This window comes from Nocardia cerradoensis NBRC 101014 (genome assembly GCF_000308535.1).
Lineage (GTDB): Bacteria > Actinomycetota > Actinomycetes > Mycobacteriales > Mycobacteriaceae > Nocardia > Nocardia cerradoensis.
This window is the reverse complement of record NZ_BAFW01000217.1, coordinates 24,776-46,203: the sequence shown is the minus strand read 5'-3', so window position 1 is coordinate 46,203 and position 21,428 is coordinate 24,776. Positions and strand designations below refer to the sequence as shown.

Genomic DNA, 21,428 nt, shown 5'->3' with positions numbered 1-21,428 from the left:
GTGAGACCGCGGACGCGGCATTGGTTCAGGCTTTCGCGAAGATTCATCCCGTGTTCGTCCGGCCGGTTCGCGCGACGGGGACGATCGGCGCGTGCGCATCGCTCAGCTGGCGAACTTCTACGGGCCGCGTTCGGGCGGACTTCGCACCGCACTGCATCACCTCGGCGCCGGATATGTGGCGGCCGGGCACGAGGTGGTGCTGATCGTGCCGGGCGCGCGCCGGGGCGAGGAGATGCTGCCGAACGGTGTGGTGCGGATGACCGTGCCGGCGGTGGGGATTCCGTGGACGGGCGGGTATCGCGCGGCCGATCCGCGCCGAGTCGCCGATCTGCTGGCGGGACTGGCGCCGGATGCGCTCGAGGTGTCGGACCGGCTGACCTTGCGCGGTTTCGGACGGTGGGCTCGCCGCCGGGATATCGCGTCGGTGATGATCTCGCACGAACGTCTCGATCGGTTGCTCGGCCAGGTGCTGCCCACCTCGGTCGCGCGGCGCGCCGCCGACGTCGCCAACCGTCGCACCGCCGCCGATTACGACATGGTCGTCTGCACGACCGCGTTCGCCCGCGCGGAATTCGACCGGATCGATGCTCCGAACGTTGCGCTCGTCCCGTTGGGGGTCGATCTGGAGCTGTTCGCGCCGCATCGTCACGATCGGGCCCTGCGGGCGCGGCTCGGGGGTTCGCATCTGGTGGTGCACTGCGGGCGGCTGTCGGTGGAGAAGCGGGTCGATCGCAGTATCGAGGCGGTGGATCACCTGCGCCGGGGCGGGGTGAACGTGCGCCTGGTGGTCGCGGGCGACGGGCCACGCCGCGACGCGCTGGTCCGGCAGGCGCGCGGCGTGGCGGCGCTGCCCGACGGGCGTCCCGGCGTCCATTTCGCCGGATTCATCGACGACCGAACACATTTGGCGACCCTGCTGGCCAGCGCCGACATCTCCCTCGCGCCCGGTCCGCACGAAACGTTCGGCCTGGCGGCGCTCGAGGCGCTGGCCGCCGGCACTCCGGTGGTGGCGAGTCGTTCCTCGGCGCTGGCCGACATCGTGACCGCCGAATGCGGCGCCGTGGCCGCCGATCACCCGTCCGCCTTCGCCGAGGCCGTCACCGATGTGCTGGCCCGCCCGGCGGCGCAGCGACGGCGTGCGGCGCGCTCGCGGGCCGAACAATTCCCGTGGCCGGTCGCGGTCTCCGGGATGCTGTCGGTATTGCGCGAATTGTCGTAGCCGCGACGTGCCCGTGCGGCCCGGTACGGATGCGGTGTGTCGGGGAACACGTATGCTCCAGGGCGACGGAGATAGTCAGTCCGGATGCCGGCCCAGCACCGACATCACACCGCAGAGCATTCGAGGAACGGCGTGCGTGATCGCTTGAAGTCCGTGAGCGGCAAGAAGACTCTGGTCACCGGCGCGGCCAGCGGAATCGGTCGGGCGACCGCGATCGCCGCCGCCGCACAGGGTGCCGAACTCGTCCTGACCGATATCGACGCCGCCGGACTCGCGGACACCGTCGAGGAGATCGGGCGCACCGGCGGCAAGGTGCTGGAATCGCGGGCACTCGACATCAGCGATTACGAGGCGGTCGCCGCCTTCGCCCGGGACGTGCACGATCGGCACGGCAGCCTGGACGTGGTGATGAACGTGGCCGGCATCTCGGCCTGGGGCACCGTCGAAAACCTCGAGCACCGGCACTGGCGCTCCCTGGTCGACGTGAACCTGATGGGCCCGATCCACGTCATCGAGAGTTTTGTGCCGGAGATGGTGCGGGCCGGGCGCGGTGGCGCGCTGGTCAACGTGTCCTCCGCGGCGGGGCTGCTGGCCTTTCCCTGGCATGCGGCCTACAGCGCGAGCAAGTACGGGTTGCGCGGCGTATCGGAGGTACTGCGCTTCGACCTGGCCCGGCACGGGATCACGGTGCATCTGGTGGTGCCGGGCGCGGTGAACACCCATCTGGTGCAGACGGTCGAGATCGCCGGTGTGGACCGCGACGATCCGCGAATTCAGCGGTATGTGAAGCGTTTCCAGTCGCACGCCGCCTCGCCCGACCAGGCGGCGCGCGCCATCTTCCGCGGTATCGAGAAGAATCGCTTCCTCGTCTACACCTCGTTCGACGTGCGGTTCGGGTATTGGTGGGCGCGAAAGTTCGCCTGGCCCTACGAGTTCACGATGCGCCGCGCCAACGACCAGTTCAACCGCTTCCTGCGTTGAGCCGGGCGGGAATCACCCGCACATCTTCTCGGCGCACGCCGCCACCTCGGCATCCACGGGTGGATTGTCGAGGCTCGGTTCCTCGCATCCCTCGGCTTTCGTGCAGTCGATGCTCACATCCAGCGTCCGCGCGCCGGGGCCCTCGTCGCCGAGCCGGTCGTGATAGTTGACGATGCGGCAGCTGCCCAGTGACAGGCAGCCGCAGCCGATGCAGTCGGTGAGGCTGTTGCGCAGCCGGGTGAGCTGTTCGATCCGCTGATCGAGATCGGTGCGCCACGTTACCGACAATCGTTCCCAATCCTTCCGATTGGGAGTACGTCCCTCCGGTAGGGTGTCGAGAGCCTTGCGAATTTCGCTGAGCGGAATTCCGACGCGCTGCGAGATCCGGATGAATGCCACCCGGCGCAGCGTTTCCCGGGAGTATCGGCGCTGGTTTCCGCTGGTGCGGCGGCTGGCGATCAGGCCCTCGCGTTCGTAGAAATGCAGTGCCGACACCGCGACGCCACTGCGTTCCGACAGTTGGCCGGGGGTGAGCTCCTTGGCTTGCCACGTCGTATGCTGCATACCTCAACGATACTTCAGGTTTTTGGTGACCGGGCGAGAACCGGGAACTTCACCGCCACACAGCGGTGATAGCGTCGGCGCCGGATCCGGCGTGGTCGGCGAACAATTTCGTGCCAACCCGGCGGCGGCCCATTACGGTCGGGATATGGGAACAGAGGCTGTGCCCCCGGCGCGACCGTTTTCCGTGACGACCGAGGTCGGGACGCTGCGCGCGGTACTGCTGCATCGCCCGGGCGATGAGCTGCGCCGACTCACGCCGCGCAACAACGATCAACTGTTGTTCGACGCCATCCCCTGGGTGGAGCGGGCGCAGCAGGAGCACGAGATCTTCGCCGACGTGCTGCGCGGCCGCGGTGTCGAGGTGCTGTTGCTCGCCGATCTGCTCACCGAGACGCTCGCGGTCAGCGGCGCCGGACGCAGTATGGGCATCACCGCGGCCGTCGACGCCCGCCGCATCGGCTACGCCCTGGCCGAGGAATTGAAGACCTATCTGCGCGCGGTGCCCGCACCGGATCTGGCGCGAATTCTCATGGCCGGCATGACCTTCGACGAATTGCCGTTCGAACCGGATGCCGCCTCACTGGTGCGGCGCATGCACCACGGCACCGATTTCGTCATCGAACCGCTGCCGAATCTGCTGTTCACGCGCGATTCCTCGTTCTGGGTGGGGCCCAAGGTGGCCATCACCTCACTCGCGCTGCCGGCCCGCGCTCGCGAAACCTCGCTCACCGACCTGGTATACGCCTTCCATCCGCGATTCCTCGGCGTGCGCCGGGCCTACGAATCGCACACCGCGCCGATGGAAGGCGGTGACGTGCTGCTGCTTTCGCCCGGTGTCGTCGCGATCGGGGTGGGCGAGCGCACCTCACCGGCGGGCGCGGAAGCGCTGGCGCGCAGTCTCTTCGACGATGCGCTGGCCCACACCGTGCTGGTGGTGCCGATCGCGCAGAACCGGGCCACCATGCACCTGGACACCGTGTGCACGATGGTCGACCGCGATGCGGTGGTGATGTACCCGGGTGTGCAGAATTCGTTGCGCGCGTTCACCATTCGGTCCGACGGTGATTCGGTCCGGATGAGCGGTCCGGATCCGTTCCTGCCCGCCGCGGCCGAGGCGATGGGCATCGGCAAACTCCGGGTCATCGACACCGGGCTGGACGGGGTGACCGCCGAACGGGAACAGTGGGACGACGGCAACAACACCCTCGCGCTGGCGCCCGGGGTCGTGGTGGCCTATGAACGCAACGAGAATACGAATACACGGCTGGCCGATGCGGGCATCGAGGTGCTGACCATTCCGGGATCCGAACTGGGTTCCGGGCGTGGCGGGCCCCGCTGTCTGTCCTGCCCGCTGTCGCGTGACGAGGTGTGAAAACCGATGCTGGATATCCCGGTCGACCATCAATCGACGGTCCCGCCGTACGAACAACTGCGGCTGGGCATCGTCGCCCGGGTGCGATCCGGCGAACTCACCGCCGGAACCAAGATTCCGACCGTGCGCGCGCTGGCCGTTCAGCTCGGCTTGGCGCCGAACACCGTCGCGCGCGCCTACCGCGAACTCGAACAGGACGGTGTGCTCGAGACCCGAGGCCGGCTCGGGTCGTTCATCGCCTCCTCCGGTGATCCGACTCGCGACGCGGCCGGGCGTGCGGCCACGGAATACGTTGCGGCGGTGCGCCGATTGGGGCTCGACGACGAGGCGGCGCTGAGCTACGTGCGGGCAGCGCTGGGCGAGACGCCCTAGCGGCATCGAACCTCAGCGCCAGCTGGGGAGCCAGAGATGGTCGTGCCAGTTGGACGGCGTGATCGGCAGGGCGGTGAGAATGGGCCACAGCCAGATGAAGTTGGCGATCACCAGTCCCAGATACAGGCACACCAGAAGTAGTCCGAGACTTCGGCGTTCACCGGCCAGCGCGAACCACCGCCCCGAGCGGGCACGCACGAGCGGCGCGGGGCCGAGGATATCGCCGAGCGTCAGGGCGAGGCCCATCGCGAGGAACGGCGCCATCGGGACCGCGTAGAAGTAGTACATCTGCCGGTCCAGATCCGCGAACCACGGCAGCAGCCCGGCGCCGTAGCCGACCAGCATCGCCGCGTACCGCCAGTCGCGGCGGGTGGCGGTGCGCCACAGCGCCCAGGCGAGCATCGGCAGCGACAGCCACCACATCGCCGGCGTGCCGATCAGCATCACGGCCTTCACACAGACCGCCTGCCCGCATCCGGTGACACCGTTGTCGGCGTAGTAGTAGAGCATCGGGCGCAGGCCCATCGGCCACGACCACGGCTTGGATTCCCACGGGTGATGGTTACCGGCCGAATTGGTCAGGCTCTGATGGAATTTCAGCGATTCGGCCTGGTTGTGCCACAGCGAACGCAACGCGTCCGGAATCCACGACCAGGTGCCGCCGGTGCCCACGGCATTGCCCACCGAATAACGGTCGTAACCGTCCTCGCTGGCGAACCAGCCCCAATAGCTGGCCAGGTAGACCAGCAGCGGAATCGCCACCAGCGCATACAGAGCCGGTCCGATATCGCGGACCGCCGTGCCGGCCCAGGGGCGCGGCACCCCGTAGGCCTTGCGCGCGGCCACATCGAAACACACTGTCATCAGCCCGAAGAACAGGATGAAATACAGGCCCGACCATTTCGTTCCGCACGAGAGCCCCAGCAGCAGACCGGCCCCGAACCGCCACCATCGCACACCCAGTCGCGGCCCGAAGGCGCTGAATGCGAGGGCGGCGCTCCCGGTGCCCTCCGTGGTTACGCGCGCTGCCGCCTCCGGGCCCGTCGCTCGCGCCGCGGGCGCTATCCGGCCTTCGGCGTCGGCCCGGGCGAGGCGGGCCCGCACCTCGTCGCGATCGACGATCAGGCAGCCGAAGGCGCCGACGACGAAGACCGCCTGGAAGATGTCGAGCATGCCGATCCGCGAGGACACGAAGGTCACGCCGTCGGCGATCAACAGCACACCCGCGATCGCGCCGATCAGTGTCGACCGGGTCATCCGGCGGGTGATGCGGATGACCAGCAGGACCAGCAGCGATCCGAAGATCGCCGCGGTGAATCGCCAGCCCCAGCTGGTGTAGCCGAACAGCGCTTCACCCAGTGCGATCATCTGCTTACCGACCGGCGGATGGACCACCAGCCCGTAGGCCGGATTGTCCTCGACCCCGCCGCCGGTGAGCATCTGCCAGGCCTGCGGTGCGTAGTGCTTCTCGTCGAAGACCGGGGTGCCGGCGTCGGTCGGGTAGTTCAGCATGGTGAACCGGGTGACCGCGGCGACCACCGTCAGGAACAGCGTGACCAGCCAGCCCCGGGCCCGGTCGGTCGGTCCGAAATCGGGTGCGGGGCGCAGCGGCGCCGGACTGGACAAGGCCGGGCCCGCGCCGATCGCCGGTCGCGTATCGGTCAGCTGGGTCACGCTCCGATCGTATGCGGTGTGCGGTGGTGGGCTGCGCAGCGGTGAGCCGCCCTGCGGACTCGGGCGCGGTCCGGCCCCAGGGGTAGCGTTTGCCCGGACCGGGCGCGGATGTGGGGTGGCGGCCGGCCGGATGGGTCGGGCGGCGGTGGAAAGGACGGCGATGGGCGAGCACGGCGGGCGGTTGGTGCTGGCGGCGACGCCGATGGGCGATATCGGTGACGCGTCGCAGCGGTTGCGCGACGCCCTCGCGAGCGCGGACGTCGTGGCCGCCGAGGACACGCGCCGGACCCGGGCGCTGGCCAAGGCACTCGAGGTCGAGATCACCGGGCGGGTGGTGAGCTTCTACGATCACGTGGAGGCCGCGCGAATACCGTTGCTACTGGACGAGATCGAATCCGGAAGGACCGTCCTGCTGGTCACCGATGCGGGGATGCCCTCGGTCAGCGACCCCGGTTACCGGATGGTCGCGGCATGTATCGAGCGGGACCTGCCGGTGACCTGTCTGCCCGGTCCCTCGGCCGTCACCACCGCCCTGGCCCTGTCCGGTCTGCCGATGGAACGGTTCTGCTTCGACGGCTTCGCCCCGCGCAAGTCCGGGCAGCGCAAGCAGTGGCTCGCGACGCTCGTCACCGAGCCGCGCGCGGTGGTGTTCTTCGAGGCCCCGCACCGGCTCGCCGGCTGCCTGGCCGACGCCGCCGAGGTGCTGGGCCCCGGACGCCGGGCCGCGGTGTGCCGGGAGCTGACCAAGACCTACGAGGAGGTCGTGCGCGGCGGACTCGGCGAGCTGGCGGACTGGGCCGTCGAGGGCGCGCGCGGAGAGATCACGGTGGTGGTCGAAGGCGCGCAACCGGTTTCGGCCGACCCGGTCGATCTGGTGGACGAGGTGGAGGAACTGGTCGCCGACGGCACCCGCCTCAAGGACGCGTGCGCGCAGGTCGCCGCGCGTGCGGGCGGAGTCTCGCGCCGCGAACTCTACGACGCGGTCCTGGCCGCCCGCGCGCAGTAGCGCGGCTCGATCACACGCGCGCGACGACCGGTGCGAGCCCCAGCACGGTATTGGCGAATTCGATGAAGGTGGGCGCCATATCGGGAACGCGATGGGCGCCCTCACGGACCAGCACTCGCCGCGTGCGTTCGCCGATGGCGTCGGGGATCAGGGCGATCACCTCGTCCGGCAACGCCGGAATCCCGGGATCGACGGCGCGTGCCTGATCGTGGAAGTTGCGGTACAGGGTGGCGAAGTGGTCCACCGCCTGATCGCGGAACTCCGCGGTCGCATCGCCGACCAGAAGCGATTCCACCAGGATGAGCCGGGCGAAATCCGGCTCGGCCGCCACCACCGAACAGAACGTGCTGATCATGGTGGCGAGGCGCTGCCGCGGATCGACCTCCGCGGGCAGGTGCGCCAGCTCCTCCGCGATCCGGGTGCGGATGATCTCGACGCCGGTGTGCACCGCCTCGATGAAGCAGTGTTCCTTGTTGCCGAAGTGTTCGTAGAAGGTACTGCGTGAGACGTGGGCGCGGCCGACGATATCGGTCAGCGTGACCGTGGAAAAGCCTCGGGCGCCGACACATTCGACCATCGCGCCGATGAGCCGGCCCCGAGGGGTGCCGAGCGCGTGGGCGCGAACGCTGCGGTGGCGCTCGGCAAAATCCGCATCCATAACCGGCTCCGGTCGCCTACTTCTACTTCGGTTCGATGTACTTCGGGAACACCGGTTCCGGCGCGGGCAGGGCCAGTCCGGCCTCGATCGGCGTCGCGAGATCGGCGAAGGTGCGCGCGGTCTGGCCGAGCTGATCGAGAATCCGCCCGGCCGAACCCGGGATCACCGGCTGCACCAGGATCGACACGATCCGCAGCACCTCGAGGGTCACGTACAGCACGGTCGCCTCGCGGGCCACATCCTCGGGCGTGCCCGACTTGGCCAGCGCCCACGGCTGCTGCGCGGAGAAGTACTTGTTCGTCTCGCCGAGGGTCAGCCAGATCGCCTCGAGCGCCAGATGCAGCTGCTGCCCGTCGAATTCGGTGCGGCAGCGCTCCAGCAGGCCGTTCGCGCGATCGAGCAGTTCCCGATCGGCGTCGGTGAATTCGCCGGGAGTCGGTACGGCGGAATCGAAGTCGCGCGCCACCATCTTGAGGCTGCGCTGCACCAGATTGCCGTATTCGTTGGCCAGATCGGTGTTGATCCGCCCGACGATGGCGTCGTGGCTGTAGGAACCGTCCTGGCCGTAGGAGATCTCACGCAGCAGGAAGAATCGCACCGCGTCGAGACCGTACTGGTCGACCAGCGCCAGCGGGTCCACCACATTGCCGACCGATTTCGACATCTTCTCGCCCTTGTTGAACAAGAAGCCGTGCACGAAAACGCGTTTCGGCAATTCGATACCCGCCGACATCAGGAATGCCGGCCAGTAGACGGTGTGGAAGCGGGTGATGTCCTTGCCGATGATGTGCACATTCGCCGGCCAGAACCGCTGGAAGGCGGCCGAATCGGTATTCGGGAATCCGACACCGGTCAGATAGTTGGTGAGCGCGTCCACCCACACGTACATCACATGCGCCGGATCGCCGGGTACCGGCACACCCCAGTCGAAGGTGGTGCGCGAAATCGACAGATCCTTCAGACCGGCCTTCACATAGCTGACGATTTCGTTGCGCCGGGTCGCGGGCAGGATGAAATCCGGTGTGGTCTCGTACAGTTCGAGCAGCCGGTCCTGATATTTCGACAACCGGAAGAAGTAGTTCGACTCCTCGGTCCATTCCACCGGGGTCCGGGTTTCGGTCGCCAGGCGCGTCCCGTCCTCGGCGACGGTGGTCTCCTCCTCGGTGTAGAAGGCCTCGTCACGCACCGAATACCAGCCCGAATAGGTGTCGAGGTAGATGTCGCCGTTGGCCTGCATGCGCTCCCAGATCGCGATGCTGGCGGCGAGGTGATCCTCGTCGGTGGTGCGGATGAACCGGTCGTAGGAAATGTCGAGCGCCTTGTCCATGCGCTCGAACACATCCGAATTGCGGGCGGCGTATTCCTCCACGGCGATGCCGGCGGCGCGCGCGGCCTGCTGCACCTTCTGGCCGTGCTCGTCGGTGCCGGTCATGAAGAACACGTCGTAGCCGTCGAGCCGCTTGAACCGGGCCAGCGTATCGGTGGAGATGTACTCGTAGGCATGGCCGATATGCGGCGCGCCGTTGGGATAGGCGATCGCCGTGGTGATGTAGAAGGCCGGTGATGTGCGTTCGGGTGCGCTCATGGTGTGTCCACTCTAATCCGCCGCCGATAATCCCTCGCGTCGATATCCCGTCGTCCGCTCGTCGCTCCCGCCGGGTTCACCGGCCGTCGGTGCGGTGTGTCTAATCTGGTCCGATGCCCGGTAAACGACCCGCACCCGAGCCGCCCGAACCGCTGTCGCCGTTGATCGACGCGCACACCCACCTCGATGCCTGCGGCGCCGAGGACGCGGAATCGGTTGCCGCCATGGTGGATCGGGCCGCCGCCGTGGGTGTCGGCCGGGTGGTGACCATCGCCGACGACCTCGATGCCGCCCGCTTCGCCGTCGACGCCGCGCACTGGGATCCGCGCGTGTACGCCGCGGTCGCACTCCATCCGACCCGGGCGAACGCCCTGGACGATGCCGCCCGCGCCGAACTGGAGAAGCTGGCCGCCGACCCCCGGGTGGTCGCCGTCGGCGAGACCGGGCTCGACTACTACTGGCCCGGCAAACTCGACGGCTGCGCCGATATCGAGGATCAGGTCGAGGGCTTCCGCTGGCATATCGACCTGGCCAAACGACTCGGTAAGCCGTTGATGATCCACAACCGCGAGGCCGATCACGACGTGCTGGCGGTCCTGCTGGACGAGGGCGCACCGGAGACGGTGATCTTCCACTGCTTCTCCTCCGACGCCAATATGGCGCTGGCCTGTGTGGCCGAGGGGTATCTGCTCAGCTTCTCCGGGACGGTGAGTTTCCGGAACGCGCACGACGTGCGCGAGGCCGCGAAGCTGGTGCCGGACGAGTTGATCCTGGTGGAGACCGATGCGCCGTTCCTGACCCCGCACCCTTTCCGGGGCGCGCCGAACGAGCCGTACTGCCTGCCCTACACCGTGCGGGCCCTGGCCGAGCTGCGCGAACAGGATCCGGCGGCGCTGGCCGAGATCACGACCGCCAATGCGGAGCGGGTCTACCGGTTGCCGAGGCGCTGAGGCTCCGCGCGTGCGGTGTGTCACATAACGCGCGACCGGAATGCGAGGTGTGCTCCAGTTCACTTACGATTGCGCGGTCGTGATATTTCCGGATCGTCGATATCGAATCGTGATGTGGAAATCCCCTGTTCCACGGCATGTAGTTGCCAGGGACTGACCCCCTCGTTATCGTATTGTGACCATGCCGGAGTTTCGGATATCCGCTCTCCAGCGGATCAACGCGTCGCGCTCGCCGCTGCTGTATGCGGCGATCGCCGCGATGCTCATCACCCTGATCATCGGGGCGAGTCTGGCGATCGTGAGCCGCAAGACCGTCACGCTGGTCGTCGACGGCCAGCGCACGACCGTCACCACCATGGCCGCCAGTGTGAAGGGCGTGCTCAAAGCCGGCGGCTACAAGCTCGCCGGTAAGGATTCGGTGTCGCCGTCCGGGGACGCCGGCGTCGCCAACGGCGCCACCATCACGCTCAACCGTGCCCGGCAGATCGCGCTGACCTTCGACGGCAAGACCAAACAGGTGTGGACCACCGCCTACACCGTCGCCGACGCGCTGACTCAACTGCAGTTGCCCGGCGACGTCTTCGTCTCGCCCTCGCGTCCCACCCCGCTGCCGCTGCAGGGCGCCGCGCTGGCCGTCACCAGCCCGCGCACCGTGCAGTTGTCCGACAACGGCGAACCGATGAGCTACGTGCGGCTGGCCGCGCCGACGGTCGGAGAGCTACTGCAGGTGCAGGGTGTGCCGCTGACCGGCGAGGACACCGTGCAGCCGGCGGCCGTCACCCCGCTGCACGACGGTATGAAGATCACCGTCACCCGCAAGCGCACCGAGAAGGTCACCGAACGCGAACCGCTCGACCCGACCGAGAACGTCATCGAGGACACCGACCTCAACATGAGCCGGACCGTCGTCGAGAATCCCGGCAAGGCCGGGGTGCAGGACGTCACCTACGCGGTCTCGATCGTCAACGGCAAGGAAGAGTCGCGCGAGGCCGTCGGGCATACCGTCGTCGTGCCCGCCCAGCCCAAGACCGTCCGCAAGGGCGCCAAGCCCGGCACGGAGGTTCCGCCCGTGCGCGACGGTGCGGTCTGGGACGCGCTGGCCAAATGCGAATCCGGTGGCAACTGGGCCATCAATACCGGCAACGGGTACTTCGGCGGCATTCAGTTCGACCAGAGCACCTGGTCCCGGCAGGGCGGTCTGAAGTATGCCGAGCGGCCGGATCTCGCCACGCGGGAAGAGCAGATCGCGATCGCCGAGGTGACGCGGGCCCGGCAGGGCTGGGGTGCCTGGCCCGCGTGCACGAGTCGCTTGGGGATCAGCTAGTCACATGAGCGCCCCACCGTCGACACGGATCTCCGAGCCGGTGATGTAGCGGCCGTCCTCGGAGGCGACCATGGCGACCACACCCGCGACGTCGGCGGGTTCGCCCAGGGCGCCGCCGTTGAGCCAGCCGGTCAGCCGGGAGAAGAGGTTCCAGTCGGCGTCTTCGGGGGTTTGCAGGTTGTTGGTGATACCGCTGGTGATGCCGCCCGGGACGATGTTCACCGCGCGCAGGCCCTGCTGCGAATACTCCAGTGCGACCGCATGGGTCATCGCGTTCACGCCGCCCTTGGATGCGGCGTAGGCGGCCATGTACGGGTTCGCGCCGAGTGCGGCGGTGGAGGAGAAGTTCACGATCACCGGATGCTCGGACTGCAGCAGGGTCGGGATGGCCGCCTGCATCATGAGGAAGGTGCCGGTGAGATTGATGCCGATCACCTGATTCCAGCTCTCGAACGCCATCTCGTGGGTATGTGCGGTGCGCATGATCCCGGCCGCGTTGACCAGCACGTCCAGCCCGCCGAGATGGTCGACGGCCGCGGCGACGGCGGGGCGCACCGATTCCGGATCGGCCACGTCGACGGTGACGGTGTGGAGTCGATCGCGGTCCGAACCCACCTCTGCCACCGTCTCTTTCAGCCCGGGCTCGGAGATGTCGGCGCCGACCACGTGGGCTCCCTCGGCGAGCATGCGCACCACGATGCCCCGCCCGATGCCCGAGCCCGCCCCGGTCACCACCACCCGTCGTCCCTCGTGCCTGCGCATCATTGCGGCCGTCCTCTCCTGCTGCGTCGCGTGCGGTGAGACCGGATGTGCCACCGCCTGTTCCGCGAGTACACCGAAACTAGAACCTGTATCAATTGACGTCAACGCTCCGCGACGCCCCGGCCTGGGGATTCCCGGACCGTGCGGTGTGTGCACCGTAAAATCAGCAGATCCCGACGATGTGAGGTGGCCTTATGCGGTTGTCGAAAAGTTCGGCTCGGATCCGTCGGCCGCTCACGGTCGCGGCCCTGTTCACCGCAGTGGCGGCCGCCTCGGTCGTCGCGGTGCCGCACGCCGCGGCCGAGCCGGCCGCGACGACGCTGTCGGTCACCGCGCAGCCGGACGGCTGGCACGGTATGACCGGAGGGGCACTGCTCGACTATCGGACGACGACCTCGCAGGGCGCGCCCGTCCCGGCCAGCGGTGCGGTGTTCCTTCCGCCGGGTGAACCGCCGGCGGGTGGCTGGCCGGTGGTCGCCTACGACCACGGCACGAGCGGACTCGGCATGGGCTGCAGCGGCATCTCGAATCCGGGTACCGCGCCCTACCCGTCCGGTCGCGCCAAGGAAGACCGCATCCTGCAGTACTTCCAATCCAAGGGATTCGCGGTGGTCGCGCCCGACTATCTCGGGCTGGGCGCGTTCGATACCGGACCGCATCCGTATCTGGAGCGGCAGTCCGAGGCGACCGCGACCATCGACCTCCTGCGGGCAGCGCGAACGACCTATCCGCAGTTGTCGCGCACCTGGATCGCCGTCGGCGCGTCGCAGGGTGGTCAGGCCGCGCTGGGCACGGGCCATCTCCAGCAGAGCTATGCGCCCGAGCTGGACTTCCGGGGGACCATCGCGGTCGACCCGGAATCGGATCTGGAACATGTGCTGCCCATCGCCGGGCCGTGGGTGCCGAATATCCCGCAGCTCGGCGACGGCAGTACCGCCTTCATCGCGGGGGTGCTCGTCGGGATGCGGGAGACCCGGCCGGACATCGACGTCGACAGCTATCTGAGCCCGCGTGGGCGCCAACTGCTCGACAGCATCGGCACCCTGTGCCTGGACGGGATGATCGAGCAGGTCAACGGCGCCTCCCTCGGCGATCTGCTGTCGCGGCCGCTGGGCGATCCGCGGTTCACGGCCGCCCTCACCGACTATCTGGCCGTGCCGACGAGCGGTTACGACGCGCCGATTCTGTTGCTGCTCAACGCCACCGACCGCACCGTGCCGTCGCCGCTGCACGCCGCGCTGGCCGCCCAGCTGGCCGCGAACGGCGTGGATGCGCGGTCGGTGGTCGGCACCGGGCAGCACTGCGACCTGAATCCGCAGATGTGGGCGGCGATGGACGCGTTCGTCGCGCGGGTGCAGTCCACGCCGTAGTGCCCTGACCGCACTGATACCTTGTCGGGCGTGTCCGAACCTGTGAGCGAAGCCCGTGGCCTGGCCGAACTGCTCGGCCCCGCCGAAGTTCGGGTGCTGGCGGAGCGGTTCGGCGTGCGCCCGACCAAACAGCTCGGACAGAACTTCGTGCACGACGCGAACACCGTGCGGCGAATCGTCGCGACCGCCGGCGTCGGACGCGACGACGTGGTGCTCGAGGTCGGCCCCGGGCTCGGTTCGCTGACACTGGCGCTGCTCGACGTCGTGGACCGGGTGATCGCGGTGGAACTGGATCCGGTTCTCGCACAGCATCTTCCGGAAACCGTATCCGATCGCGCCCGCGAGCTCGCCGACCGGCTGACCGTGGTCCCCGGCGATGCGCTGCGCGTGTCGGCCACCGATATTCCGGGCGAGCCGACGGCGCTGGTGGCGAACCTGCCCTACAATGTAGCGGTACCCGTGCTGCTGCACCTGCTCGCCGAATTGCCCAGCATCCGAACGGCTTTGGTGATGGTGCAGGCCGAGGTGGCCGACCGCCTCTCCGCCGAACCCGGCTCCCGCATCTACGGCGTCCCCAGCGTGAAGGCCGGCTTTTTCGGCACCGTCCGCCGCGCGGGAGCCGTCGGCCGCCAAGTGTTCTGGCCGGTCCCCCAGGTGGAGTCGGGACTGGTCCGCATCGAACGCTTCGCCGAACCACCCTGGTCGCTGGACACCGCCCACCGCGAGCGAGTCTTCGCCGTGGTCGACGCCGCATTCGCCCAGCGCCGCAAGACGTTACGCGCCGCACTCGCAAGCTGGGCCGGATCGCCCGCCGAAGCGGAGCGCCGCTTGCTCGCCGCGGGCATCGCCCCCACCGCCCGCGGCGAAACACTCGACACCGCGGCATTCGTGCGCCTCGCCGAGCAGGGGTGACCCGTCGCGGTGCCGCGCCGGCCGACAGTGCCGACAGCGGACGCCGGTGGCCGCTTCCGTTCCGGATCGAGGAATCATCGCGGCATGGTGATTCCCAACCGTGGGCGCTGTACGTACCCGGATTCGACGGCAAGGTCTATCGGTGCGTACTGAATTCGGGGTGTGTCCGAGTGCACTGAACGACGGCTTCGTCTGTCAGGGTGAGCTTTCCGCTGCGGGTCGCGGATTCTATGCGGACCGACAGCGGTCCGGTGGCGGGGACGTCGTGCTCGGTGGGGAACCAGGTTCGGCCGGAATTCGCCAGGATGAGTAAGCCGTCGTGGCTGCCGACCGGGGCGAATCCGGGCAGTTGCGGTGGGAAGGGTGGGAGTTCGAAGGCTTCGGCGAGGTGACGTACGGTCTGCCGGACGTCGGGCACGCCGATGCCGATCTCGCTGATCGACAACAGGCGCGGGGTTTCGTCGGGGCTGCCCGGTGTGGCTCGGTCGGCCTGCCGGGCGATCAATTCCAGCAGGATTCCCTCGGGCCCTCGGAAATACAGTGATCGGGAGTCCCATCCTTCCGGGCCCGCGATGATGTCCGACCCGCCGACGGTGATCAACTCGGTCCGCTGCCGTAACCACCGGCGGGCCGAGTCGAAGTCGAGCGGCGAGATGCCGAAGGCGAGGTGGTGCACTCCGTCGAAAGCGGCGCCCGCCCGCACCCTCAGTGTGCTGGAGCCGATGTCGATGGCGATGCCCTCGCGCCGCGCGGTGACCGGGAGCCCGAGAAGGTCGCGGTAGAACTCGGTCGAGGCGGCGAGATTCGTTGTGGTGAGCTCGACTTCGAGGATCTTCATCGCGATTCCCTTCACTGGACGACTGTCGTTTCCGACGCTAGAACCTCAACTACGGTTCAGATCAAGTGGTCGTCCCGGTGCGGCGACCGGTGATTCATAGCGGTGCGTCGCAGTGTGCGCGGCTGCTCACATCGGTGTTGTGACCGCGCTCGCGCCGCCGATAAGACCGGCGGGTACAGCGAGCCTCGGAAAGGGCGGATGTCATGGCCGGTCGTCATCGCGCGGTGAGTAAGCGCAGCACATTCCTACGCGGTCTTCCGGTTGCCGTGGCACTTCCCGCGGCGGTGACGCTGGGTGAGGCGGGGACCGCGTCCGCGACGGCTCCGGCTGTCGCCGAGCTCGCACCGGTGGTGGCGGCTCCCATCGCGAGTCCGCTCGAGAACGCCACGTACATCGGTGCGACCGCGGGGCAGGTGGTAGGCGGTCTGACCGGAGCCGTTCTCGGTGGTACCGCCGGCGCCGCGCTCGCGAGTCCTACGGTTGTGGGCGCCCCGGTGGGTGCGGTCGCAGGCGGTGTCGTCGGCGCGGTCGCCGGTACTTTCGCCGGGTACTACGCCGGGGTCGCGGTGGGAACCGTGGTGGCGGAGCAGGCGCCGCAGATCGTTCCGAACATCCTGCCCTGATTCGGAATTCGGCTACGAGCTACTGGCTCGCGCGGCGAGACGTACTGGGCGCCTCGCCGCGCTCGGCTGAACTATTCGTGCAAATACGACGCTGGTTACATGCGACTCGGATCGTGCGGGCGCGAGCCCGCGGCGGGTACGCGGGTCTGCGAGTCCTGTGACGGGGGTTGCGGCGCGTCGGTGGGATTGTCGCTCGGCGGGGTGAACGGGATCGGCAGGGGAATCGGGGGAGTGGCGGGGCGGTGGCGCATGATCACCACCGAGTAGGCGCACAGCGTCGCCATCACGACGAATCCACCGCTGACCAGGATGTTCTTAGCTGTCGAATTGCCGCTGACGAACGGCGTGCCGATGGCGAGGAGGAGTGACCCCACCGCGCACATGCCCAGGCTCGCTCGGAAGGCCTGCTGTCTGAGGTCGTCGAGGGCGCGTGCGAGAAACATCGCGGCGATGCTGACGAACCAGATCACCAAACCGATCCCGAACAGGATGCTCATGTGGTCCCTGCCTTGTCCTCGTGCGCGGCGTCGGATGTCGGTCGACGCGCATTCATCTCTTCGGACGGAAAGTATGGCGGACCGGCGCGGGAACGCCGAATGTCCCGTCCGATCGGACGGGACATTCGGCGGATTCGTTCAGCGGAAGCGCCGCAGGCGCAGGCTGTTGCTCACCACGAACACACTCGACAGCGCCATCGCCGCACCCGCGAGCATCGGGTTGAGCAGTCCGGCCGCGGCCAGCGGGATCGCTGCCACGTTGTAGCCGAAGGCCCAGAACAGGTTGCCCTTGATGGTGCGCAGGGTGGCCCGGGAGAGCCGGATGGCCGTGCCGACGGTCCGCAGATCGCCGCGGACCAGGGTGATGTCGCCGGCCTCGATCGCCACGTCGGTGCCGGTGCCCATCGCCAGACCCAGGTCGGCCTGGGCGAGGGCGGCCGCGTCGTTGACGCCGTCGCCGACCATCGCGACGACCTTGCCCTGATCCTGCAGGCGTTTCACCACGTCGAGCTTGTCGGCGGGCAGCACCTCGGCGATCACCTCGTCGATGCCGACCTGATCGGCGACCGTGCGAGCCGTTGCGGCATTGTCACCGGTCAACAGCACCGGCGTCAGTCCCAGCGACCGCATATCCGCGATGGCTTCGGCGCTCGAGGCCTTGATCGCATCGGCGATGACCAGCACGCCACGCGCCTGCCCGTCCCACGCCACCACGATCGCGGTGCGACCGGCGGACTCGGCCTCGGACTTGGCCTGCGCCAACGTCTCCGGCAGCGTGACGGACCAGTCCGCGAGCAGTTCGGTGCGGCCGATCACGACCGCGCGCTCACCGACCAGACCCTGCACACCCTTACCGCCGTGGCTCACGAACTGCTGCACCGGCTCCTCGGCCAGGCCCTGTTCGGCGGCGCCGCGCACCACGGCCCGGGCTACCGGATGTTCGGATCCGTGTTCCACCGCCGCGGCCACGGCCAGCAGCTCGGCGCGATCCTGACCTTCGGCGGGGATCACCTCGGTCAGCGACATGGTGCCGGTCGTGACGGTGCCGGTCTTGTCCAGCACGACGGTGTCGATGCGCCGCGTCGATTCCAGCACCTGCGGGCCCTTGATCAGGATGCCGAGCTGCGCGCCCCGGCCGGTGCCGACCAGCAGTGCGGTGGGTGTGGCCAGGCCGAGCGCGCACGGGCAGGCGATGATCAGCACCGCGACCGCCGCACCGAAGGCCACCGCCACCGCGGCGCCGCTACCGAGCCAGAAGCCCAGCGTCACAACCGAAATCGCGATCACGATCGGCACGAACACTCCGGCGACCCGATCGGCGAGCCGCTGTACGGGCGCCTTGCCGTTCTGCGCGTCCTCCACCAGTGCGGCCATCTGGGCCAGCTGGGTGTCGGCGCCGATGCGGGTGGCCCGCACGGTCAGCACACCGCCGGCGTTGACGGTCGCGCCGATGACGGGATCGCCCGGACCGACCTCGACCGGTACCGATTCGCCGGTCAGCATGCTCATGTCGACGGCCGAATTGCCGTCGGTGACGACGCCGTCGGTGGCGACCTTCTCACCCGGACGCACCAGGAACAGATCGCCGACCCGCAACTCCGACACCGGGATTCGATGTTCGGCGCCGTCGCGCAGCAGCGCCACATCCTTGGCACCGAGTTCCAGCAGCGCCCGCAGCGCCGAACCGGCGCGTTCCTTGGCCCGGGTCTCGAAATACCGCCCGGCCAGGATGAACACGATCACACCGGCCGCGACCTCGAAGTAGATATTCGACGCCGAGGCGGAGCGTTCGACCGCGAAACTGAAGCCGTGCTTCATTCCCGGCATTCCGGCATCGCCGAAGAACAGTGCGTACACCGACCACGAATAGGCCGCCAGGGTGCCCAGCGAGATGAGGGTGTCCATTGTGGCGGTGGCATGGCGGGCGTTGATCCAGGCGGCGCGATGGAACGCGGCACCGCCCCAGAACACGACCGGGGTGGCCAGCGTCAGCGAAAGCCATTGCCAGTTCCGGAATTGCAGTGCCGGAATCATCGCCAGCGCGATGACCGGAAGCGCAAGTGCGAGGCTGACCAGAAGCCGGTGCCGCAGCTGCCGCAGCGGTGAGTCGGCCGAAACCTCCTCGGCCGCAGCCGTTTCCGCGGGCCGGGTGTCGTGGACGGTCGCGGTGTAGCCGGTGTCGACGACACGTTCGATGAGCTGATCCGGCGTCACCGTTTCCGGGAAACTGACCTTCGCCTTCTCGGTGGCGTAGTTGACCGTGGCCGTGACGCCTTCGATCCGGTTCAGCTTTTTCTCGATGCGTGCGGCGCAGGAGGCGCAGGTCATCCCACCGATATCCAGCTCGACGGAGCGCTCTGTCGTGGGCGCGCTCATTGGTGACCTCCTCCGTGCTGTCCGTTGTGCTCGTTGTCGTGTTGCCCGCTCTGCTGCCCGGCTACCGCCTCGGCGGTGAATTCCGCCGTGTGCACCGCGCCGCCGTGGGCGAAGTCCAGGTAGAGCCGGAAGGCGCCGGCGCTGGGCGCTTGGGCATGGAAGGCGACCCGCGGCCCGGCGGGAGTCGAGCCGGCCTCTCCTTCGGGATGAACATGAAGGTAGGACAGATCGTTCCCGCGCAGTGCGACCAGATGCCCGTAGGCACCCAGATAGGGTTGCAGATCGGTGACCGGCCGTCCGTCGCGGGTGACGGTGAATCCCACCTCACCGCCGCCGGTCGACAGATCGCCGTCCATGCGGACCTGGTAGCCGTCGACGGTGGTGGTGCGAGAGACGGGCGGTAGCGGCCGATCGGCGTTCGCGCCGGCCACGGTGACCGTGCGGCTGAGCACCAATTCATCCGGTGCGGTGGCGGGCCGGGAATCGGCGAAGATGCGGTAGGTGCCCGGCTGGGCCCACTGCCAATCGATCGACCAGGTGCCGGTGTCGTCGCGGACCGGGTGCACGTGCCGGTATTCGGTGGCATCGGAGCGGACCGCGATCAGATGCAGGTCCCGCTCGTGCAGATCGGTGTACCGGGTGACCGGTGCGCCGTCGGGGCCGGTGATCCGGAATCGGAGGGTGCCGGGGGTTCGAGGTTCGGTAGGTGCGGCCACCTCGGAGAGGGTGTATCCCTCCTGAGTGGCCTGGAGTCCGGTGCCGTGCCCGGGGGCCGGCTCGGCCGGATCGCCCACCAGGGCGCCGATGCCGAGCGCGGCCCCGAACAACACGACCAGTCCGCCGCCGAAGGCCGCGAACTTCAGTCTGTCGTTCATTCAGCTCGCCACCTGATATCCCGCCTCGTCGACGGCGGCGACGACCTCGGCGTCCGTCAGCGGTGCGGCGGATTCGACCTGGACGCGGCCGGATGCGAGGTCTACGTCGACACTGGTGACACCGTCGATCTTGCCGATCTCCTTCTGCACCGACGCCACGCAGTGGCCGCAGGTCATCCCGGTGACGGTGTAGGTGCTGGTAGCCATGATCGCTTCCTTCGCTCGCTCTTATACGGTGAGGGGGTATCCCCTGACATCACTGAACATACCCCCCATGGGTACCTGACGCAAGGCTGCGGGCGAGGAATTTCGGCCGCGGTGACGCGCATCTCCGCCGAGATCTGTCTGCCCTGGTAGCGGGCCTGTCATCGGCCCGTGGTCCGGAGTCGCCGGTATGCGACAGCCGCCCGCCGACGGCGAGTCCCCAGCCGCGGGAACCCCGCGTCGCGCGGCAAACCGACCGTTTGCCGCGCGGACGGATAACCTAGCCCCGTGCTGTCTGTAGTACCCAGTTCCGTGGTTGTGCGCGCCCCCTCCAAGGTGAACCTTCATCTAGGAGTCGATGACCTGCGTAGCGACGGATACCACGAACTGACCACGGTCTTCCAGGCACTGTCGCTCTCCGACGACGTGCGGATCGCCCCGGCCGGATCGCTGGCCGTGAGCGTGCACGGGGAGGGTGCCGCACAGGTGCCGACCGATCGCACGAACCTGGTATGGCAGGCGGCGGTCCGGCTCGGACATCTGGCCGGCCGCGCTCCGCTGGTGGAGATCGAGATCGAGAAGGGTATTCCGGTGGCCGGGGGGATGGCCGGCGGCAGCGCGGACGCCGCCGCGACGCTGGTCGGACTCAACGAGTTGTGGAGTCTGGAGATGTCGCGCGACGAATTGGCCGATGTCGCGGCCGAACTCGGCAGCGATGTGCCCTTCGCGCTGCACGGTGGCACCGCTCTGGGGCGCGGTCGTGGCGAGAAACTGCTTCCGGTCTTGTCGCGCAACACCTTTCACTGGGTGCTGGCGCTGGCCAAGGAAGGGTTGTCGACGCCGAAGGTGTTCGGCGAATTGGACCGGCTGCGCGAGAACGGCGACCCGCCGCGCCTCGGCGACCCGCAGGAACTGTTGCAGGCCTTGGCCTCCGGCGACGCCACCCAGCTCGCACCCCTGCTCGGCAACGATCTGCAGGCCGCCGCCCTGTCGCTGAATCCGGCCCTGCGTCGCACCCTGCGGGCCGGCGTCGAGGCGGGCGCCCTCGCCGGAATCGTCTCCGGTTCGGGGCCCACCTGCGCGTTCCTGTGCGGTAGCGAAGACGATGCGGTGGAGGTGTCGGCCGAACTCTCCGGCGCCGGGGTGTGCCGCAGCGTCCGCACCGCGACCGGGCCGGTGCCCGGCGCGCGGGTGCTGGCCGACGGGCGGCACTGACAGCCGATGTCGACCGTGCTCGGCGTTGCTCGGGTGCCCGCTCGATCGCGC

Annotated in this window: 21 protein-coding genes; 11 read left to right on the top strand and 10 right to left on the bottom strand. The window is 68.4% G+C overall.

Annotated elements, in window-relative coordinates:
- The first annotated feature begins 91 nt into the window (after positions 1 to 91).
- Positions 92 to 1,219, top strand: a complete 1,128-nt coding sequence (locus ON23_RS23070) for a glycosyltransferase (RefSeq protein ID WP_039780724.1) — start codon at positions 92 to 94, stop codon at positions 1,217 to 1,219.
- 84 nt (positions 1,220 to 1,303) lie between these two features.
- Entirely contained in the window at positions 1,304 to 2,200 is an 897-nt protein-coding gene (locus tag ON23_RS23065) for an SDR family oxidoreductase (protein ID WP_051043141.1), read from the top strand.
- Between the two features lie 12 nt (positions 2,201 to 2,212).
- Here the strand turns inward: ON23_RS23065 and soxR are convergent, their stop codons facing one another.
- Positions 2,213 to 2,764, bottom strand: coding sequence for a redox-sensitive transcriptional activator SoxR (gene soxR / locus ON23_RS23060; RefSeq protein WP_039780723.1), 552 nt, complete (start codon positions 2,762 to 2,764; stop codon positions 2,213 to 2,215).
- Positions 2,765 to 2,909: 145 nt separating this feature from the next.
- Between soxR and arcA the strand changes: the two genes are divergently transcribed.
- Together arcA and ON23_RS23050 are read left to right on the top strand one after the other, a co-directional pair.
- Positions 2,910 to 4,136, top strand: a complete 1,227-nt coding sequence (arcA, locus tag ON23_RS23055) for an arginine deiminase (protein WP_051043165.1) — start codon at positions 2,910 to 2,912, stop codon at positions 4,134 to 4,136.
- Between the two features lie 6 nt (positions 4,137 to 4,142).
- Positions 4,143 to 4,508, top strand: coding sequence for a GntR family transcriptional regulator (locus ON23_RS23050; RefSeq protein ID WP_083904186.1), 366 nt, complete (start codon positions 4,143 to 4,145; stop codon positions 4,506 to 4,508).
- Between the two features lie 12 nt (positions 4,509 to 4,520).
- On the opposite strand, the gene ON23_RS23045 is transcribed toward ON23_RS23050, so the two are convergent.
- Positions 4,521 to 6,182 carry a dolichyl-phosphate-mannose--protein mannosyltransferase gene (locus tag ON23_RS23045; protein ID WP_051043139.1) on the bottom strand — a complete coding sequence of 554 codons (1,662 nt, stop codon included), beginning with the start codon at positions 6,180 to 6,182 and terminating at the stop codon, positions 4,521 to 4,523.
- 160 nt (positions 6,183 to 6,342) lie between these two features.
- On the opposite strand from ON23_RS23045, the gene rsmI reads away from it, so the two are divergent.
- Positions 6,343 to 7,188: a 16S rRNA (cytidine(1402)-2'-O)-methyltransferase gene (rsmI, locus tag ON23_RS23040; protein WP_039780721.1), complete on the top strand. Its 846-nt coding sequence runs from the start codon at positions 6,343 to 6,345 to the stop codon at positions 7,186 to 7,188.
- 10 nt (positions 7,189 to 7,198) lie between these two features.
- Here rsmI and ON23_RS23035 read toward each other — a convergent pair whose 3' ends face one another.
- A complete protein-coding gene (locus ON23_RS23035) occupies positions 7,199 to 7,846 on the bottom strand; it encodes a TetR/AcrR family transcriptional regulator (RefSeq protein ID WP_039780720.1) in 648 nt (215 codons plus the stop codon).
- A 22-nt stretch (positions 7,847 to 7,868) separates the two neighbouring features.
- Positions 7,869 to 9,431: a methionine--tRNA ligase gene (gene metG, locus ON23_RS23030; RefSeq protein WP_039780718.1), complete on the bottom strand. Its 1,563-nt coding sequence runs from the start codon at positions 9,429 to 9,431 to the stop codon at positions 7,869 to 7,871.
- 113 nt (positions 9,432 to 9,544) lie between these two features.
- On the opposite strand from metG, the gene ON23_RS23025 reads away from it, so the two are divergent.
- Positions 9,545 to 10,381: a TatD family hydrolase gene (locus ON23_RS23025; protein ID WP_039780716.1), complete on the top strand. Its 837-nt coding sequence runs from the start codon at positions 9,545 to 9,547 to the stop codon at positions 10,379 to 10,381.
- 196 nt (positions 10,382 to 10,577) lie between these two features.
- Entirely contained in the window at positions 10,578 to 11,705 is a 1,128-nt protein-coding gene (locus ON23_RS23020) for a resuscitation-promoting factor (protein WP_039780771.1), read from the top strand.
- Here the strand turns inward: ON23_RS23020 and ON23_RS23015 are convergent, their stop codons facing one another.
- Positions 11,706 to 12,467 (bottom strand): SDR family NAD(P)-dependent oxidoreductase, encoded by a 762-nt coding sequence (locus ON23_RS23015; RefSeq protein WP_039780769.1) that lies wholly within the window; start codon positions 12,465 to 12,467, stop codon positions 11,706 to 11,708. It abuts the gene before it with no gap.
- Positions 12,468 to 12,661: 194 nt separating this feature from the next.
- On the opposite strand from ON23_RS23015, the gene ON23_RS23010 reads away from it, so the two are divergent.
- Both ON23_RS23010 and rsmA read left to right on the top strand, forming a co-directional pair.
- Positions 12,662 to 13,837 (top strand): alpha/beta fold hydrolase, encoded by a 1,176-nt coding sequence (locus ON23_RS23010; protein ID WP_039780715.1) that lies wholly within the window; start codon positions 12,662 to 12,664, stop codon positions 13,835 to 13,837.
- A 30-nt stretch (positions 13,838 to 13,867) separates the two neighbouring features.
- Complete coding sequence (gene rsmA, locus ON23_RS23005; protein ID WP_039780714.1) at positions 13,868 to 14,749, top strand: 16S rRNA (adenine(1518)-N(6)/adenine(1519)-N(6))-dimethyltransferase RsmA; 882 nt, start codon at positions 13,868 to 13,870, stop codon at positions 14,747 to 14,749.
- Positions 14,750 to 14,885: 136 nt separating this feature from the next.
- Here rsmA and ON23_RS23000 read toward each other — a convergent pair whose 3' ends face one another.
- Positions 14,886 to 15,587, bottom strand: a complete 702-nt coding sequence (locus ON23_RS23000; protein ID WP_157170268.1) for a VOC family protein — start codon at positions 15,585 to 15,587, stop codon at positions 14,886 to 14,888.
- Positions 15,588 to 15,790: 203 nt separating this feature from the next.
- Between ON23_RS23000 and ON23_RS37510 the strand changes: the two genes are divergently transcribed.
- The gene (locus ON23_RS37510; RefSeq protein WP_157170267.1) at positions 15,791 to 16,210 is read left to right on the top strand and encodes a hypothetical protein; all 420 of its coding nucleotides are present in this window, start codon (positions 15,791 to 15,793) and stop codon (positions 16,208 to 16,210) included.
- A gap of 95 nt (positions 16,211 to 16,305) precedes the next feature.
- Here the strand turns inward: ON23_RS37510 and ON23_RS22990 are convergent, their stop codons facing one another.
- The 4 genes from ON23_RS22990 to ON23_RS22975 all read right to left on the bottom strand — a co-directional run bounded on the left by ON23_RS22990 (position 16,306) and on the right by ON23_RS22975 (position 20,165).
- Positions 16,306 to 16,707, bottom strand: coding sequence for a hypothetical protein (locus ON23_RS22990; protein WP_039780713.1), 402 nt, complete (start codon positions 16,705 to 16,707; stop codon positions 16,306 to 16,308).
- Positions 16,708 to 16,845: 138 nt separating this feature from the next.
- On the bottom strand, positions 16,846 to 19,083 hold the full coding sequence (locus ON23_RS22985) for a heavy metal translocating P-type ATPase (protein ID WP_039780711.1): 2,238 nt from the start codon (positions 19,081 to 19,083) through the stop codon (positions 16,846 to 16,848).
- Positions 19,080 to 19,958 carry a DUF8832 domain-containing protein gene (locus ON23_RS22980; RefSeq protein WP_039780710.1) on the bottom strand — a complete coding sequence of 293 codons (879 nt, stop codon included), beginning with the start codon at positions 19,956 to 19,958 and terminating at the stop codon, positions 19,080 to 19,082. The genes ON23_RS22985 and ON23_RS22980 overlap by 4 nt, the downstream gene beginning before the upstream one ends.
- The gene (locus ON23_RS22975; RefSeq protein ID WP_030515214.1) at positions 19,959 to 20,165 is read right to left on the bottom strand and encodes a heavy-metal-associated domain-containing protein; all 207 of its coding nucleotides are present in this window, start codon (positions 20,163 to 20,165) and stop codon (positions 19,959 to 19,961) included. It abuts the gene before it with no gap.
- A 285-nt stretch (positions 20,166 to 20,450) separates the two neighbouring features.
- Between ON23_RS22975 and ON23_RS22970 the strand changes: the two genes are divergently transcribed.
- A complete protein-coding gene (locus ON23_RS22970) occupies positions 20,451 to 21,377 on the top strand; it encodes a 4-(cytidine 5'-diphospho)-2-C-methyl-D-erythritol kinase (protein WP_039780709.1) in 927 nt (308 codons plus the stop codon).
- Positions 21,378 to 21,428: the final 51 nt, after the last annotated feature.

What these genes read in the sequence shown, in the direction of transcription:
- ON23_RS23065 (WP_051043141.1), top strand. Translation starts at nt 1,304, where the DNA reads ATGCCGGCCCAGCACCGACATCACACCGCAGAGCATTCGAGGAACGGC.
- soxR (WP_039780723.1), bottom strand. Translation starts at nt 2,764, where the DNA reads ATGCAGCATACGACGTGGCAAGCCAAGGAGCTCACCCCCGGCCAACTG.
- arcA (WP_051043165.1), top strand. Translation starts at nt 2,910, where the DNA reads ATGGGAACAGAGGCTGTGCCCCCGGCGCGACCGTTTTCCGTGACGACC.
- ON23_RS23050 (WP_083904186.1), top strand. Translation starts at nt 4,143, where the DNA reads ATGCTGGATATCCCGGTCGACCATCAATCGACGGTCCCGCCGTACGAA.
- rsmI (WP_039780721.1), top strand. Translation starts at nt 6,343, where the DNA reads ATGGGCGAGCACGGCGGGCGGTTGGTGCTGGCGGCGACGCCGATGGGC.
- ON23_RS23035 (WP_039780720.1), bottom strand. Translation starts at nt 7,846, where the DNA reads ATGGATGCGGATTTTGCCGAGCGCCACCGCAGCGTTCGCGCCCACGCG.
- metG (WP_039780718.1), bottom strand. Translation starts at nt 9,431, where the DNA reads ATGAGCGCACCCGAACGCACATCACCGGCCTTCTACATCACCACGGCG.
- ON23_RS23025 (WP_039780716.1), top strand. Translation starts at nt 9,545, where the DNA reads ATGCCCGGTAAACGACCCGCACCCGAGCCGCCCGAACCGCTGTCGCCG.
- ON23_RS23015 (WP_039780769.1), bottom strand. Translation starts at nt 12,467, where the DNA reads ATGCGCAGGCACGAGGGACGACGGGTGGTGGTGACCGGGGCGGGCTCG.
- ON23_RS23010 (WP_039780715.1), top strand. Translation starts at nt 12,662, where the DNA reads ATGCGGTTGTCGAAAAGTTCGGCTCGGATCCGTCGGCCGCTCACGGTC.
- ON23_RS23000 (WP_157170268.1), bottom strand. Translation starts at nt 15,587, where the DNA reads ATGAAGATCCTCGAAGTCGAGCTCACCACAACGAATCTCGCCGCCTCG.
- ON23_RS37510 (WP_157170267.1), top strand. Translation starts at nt 15,791, where the DNA reads ATGGCCGGTCGTCATCGCGCGGTGAGTAAGCGCAGCACATTCCTACGC.
- ON23_RS22990 (WP_039780713.1), bottom strand. Translation starts at nt 16,707, where the DNA reads ATGAGCATCCTGTTCGGGATCGGTTTGGTGATCTGGTTCGTCAGCATC.
- ON23_RS22985 (WP_039780711.1), bottom strand. Translation starts at nt 19,083, where the DNA reads ATGAGCGCGCCCACGACAGAGCGCTCCGTCGAGCTGGATATCGGTGGG.
- ON23_RS22980 (WP_039780710.1), bottom strand. Translation starts at nt 19,958, where the DNA reads ATGAACGACAGACTGAAGTTCGCGGCCTTCGGCGGCGGACTGGTCGTG.
- ON23_RS22975 (WP_030515214.1), bottom strand. Translation starts at nt 20,165, where the DNA reads ATGGCTACCAGCACCTACACCGTCACCGGGATGACCTGCGGCCACTGC.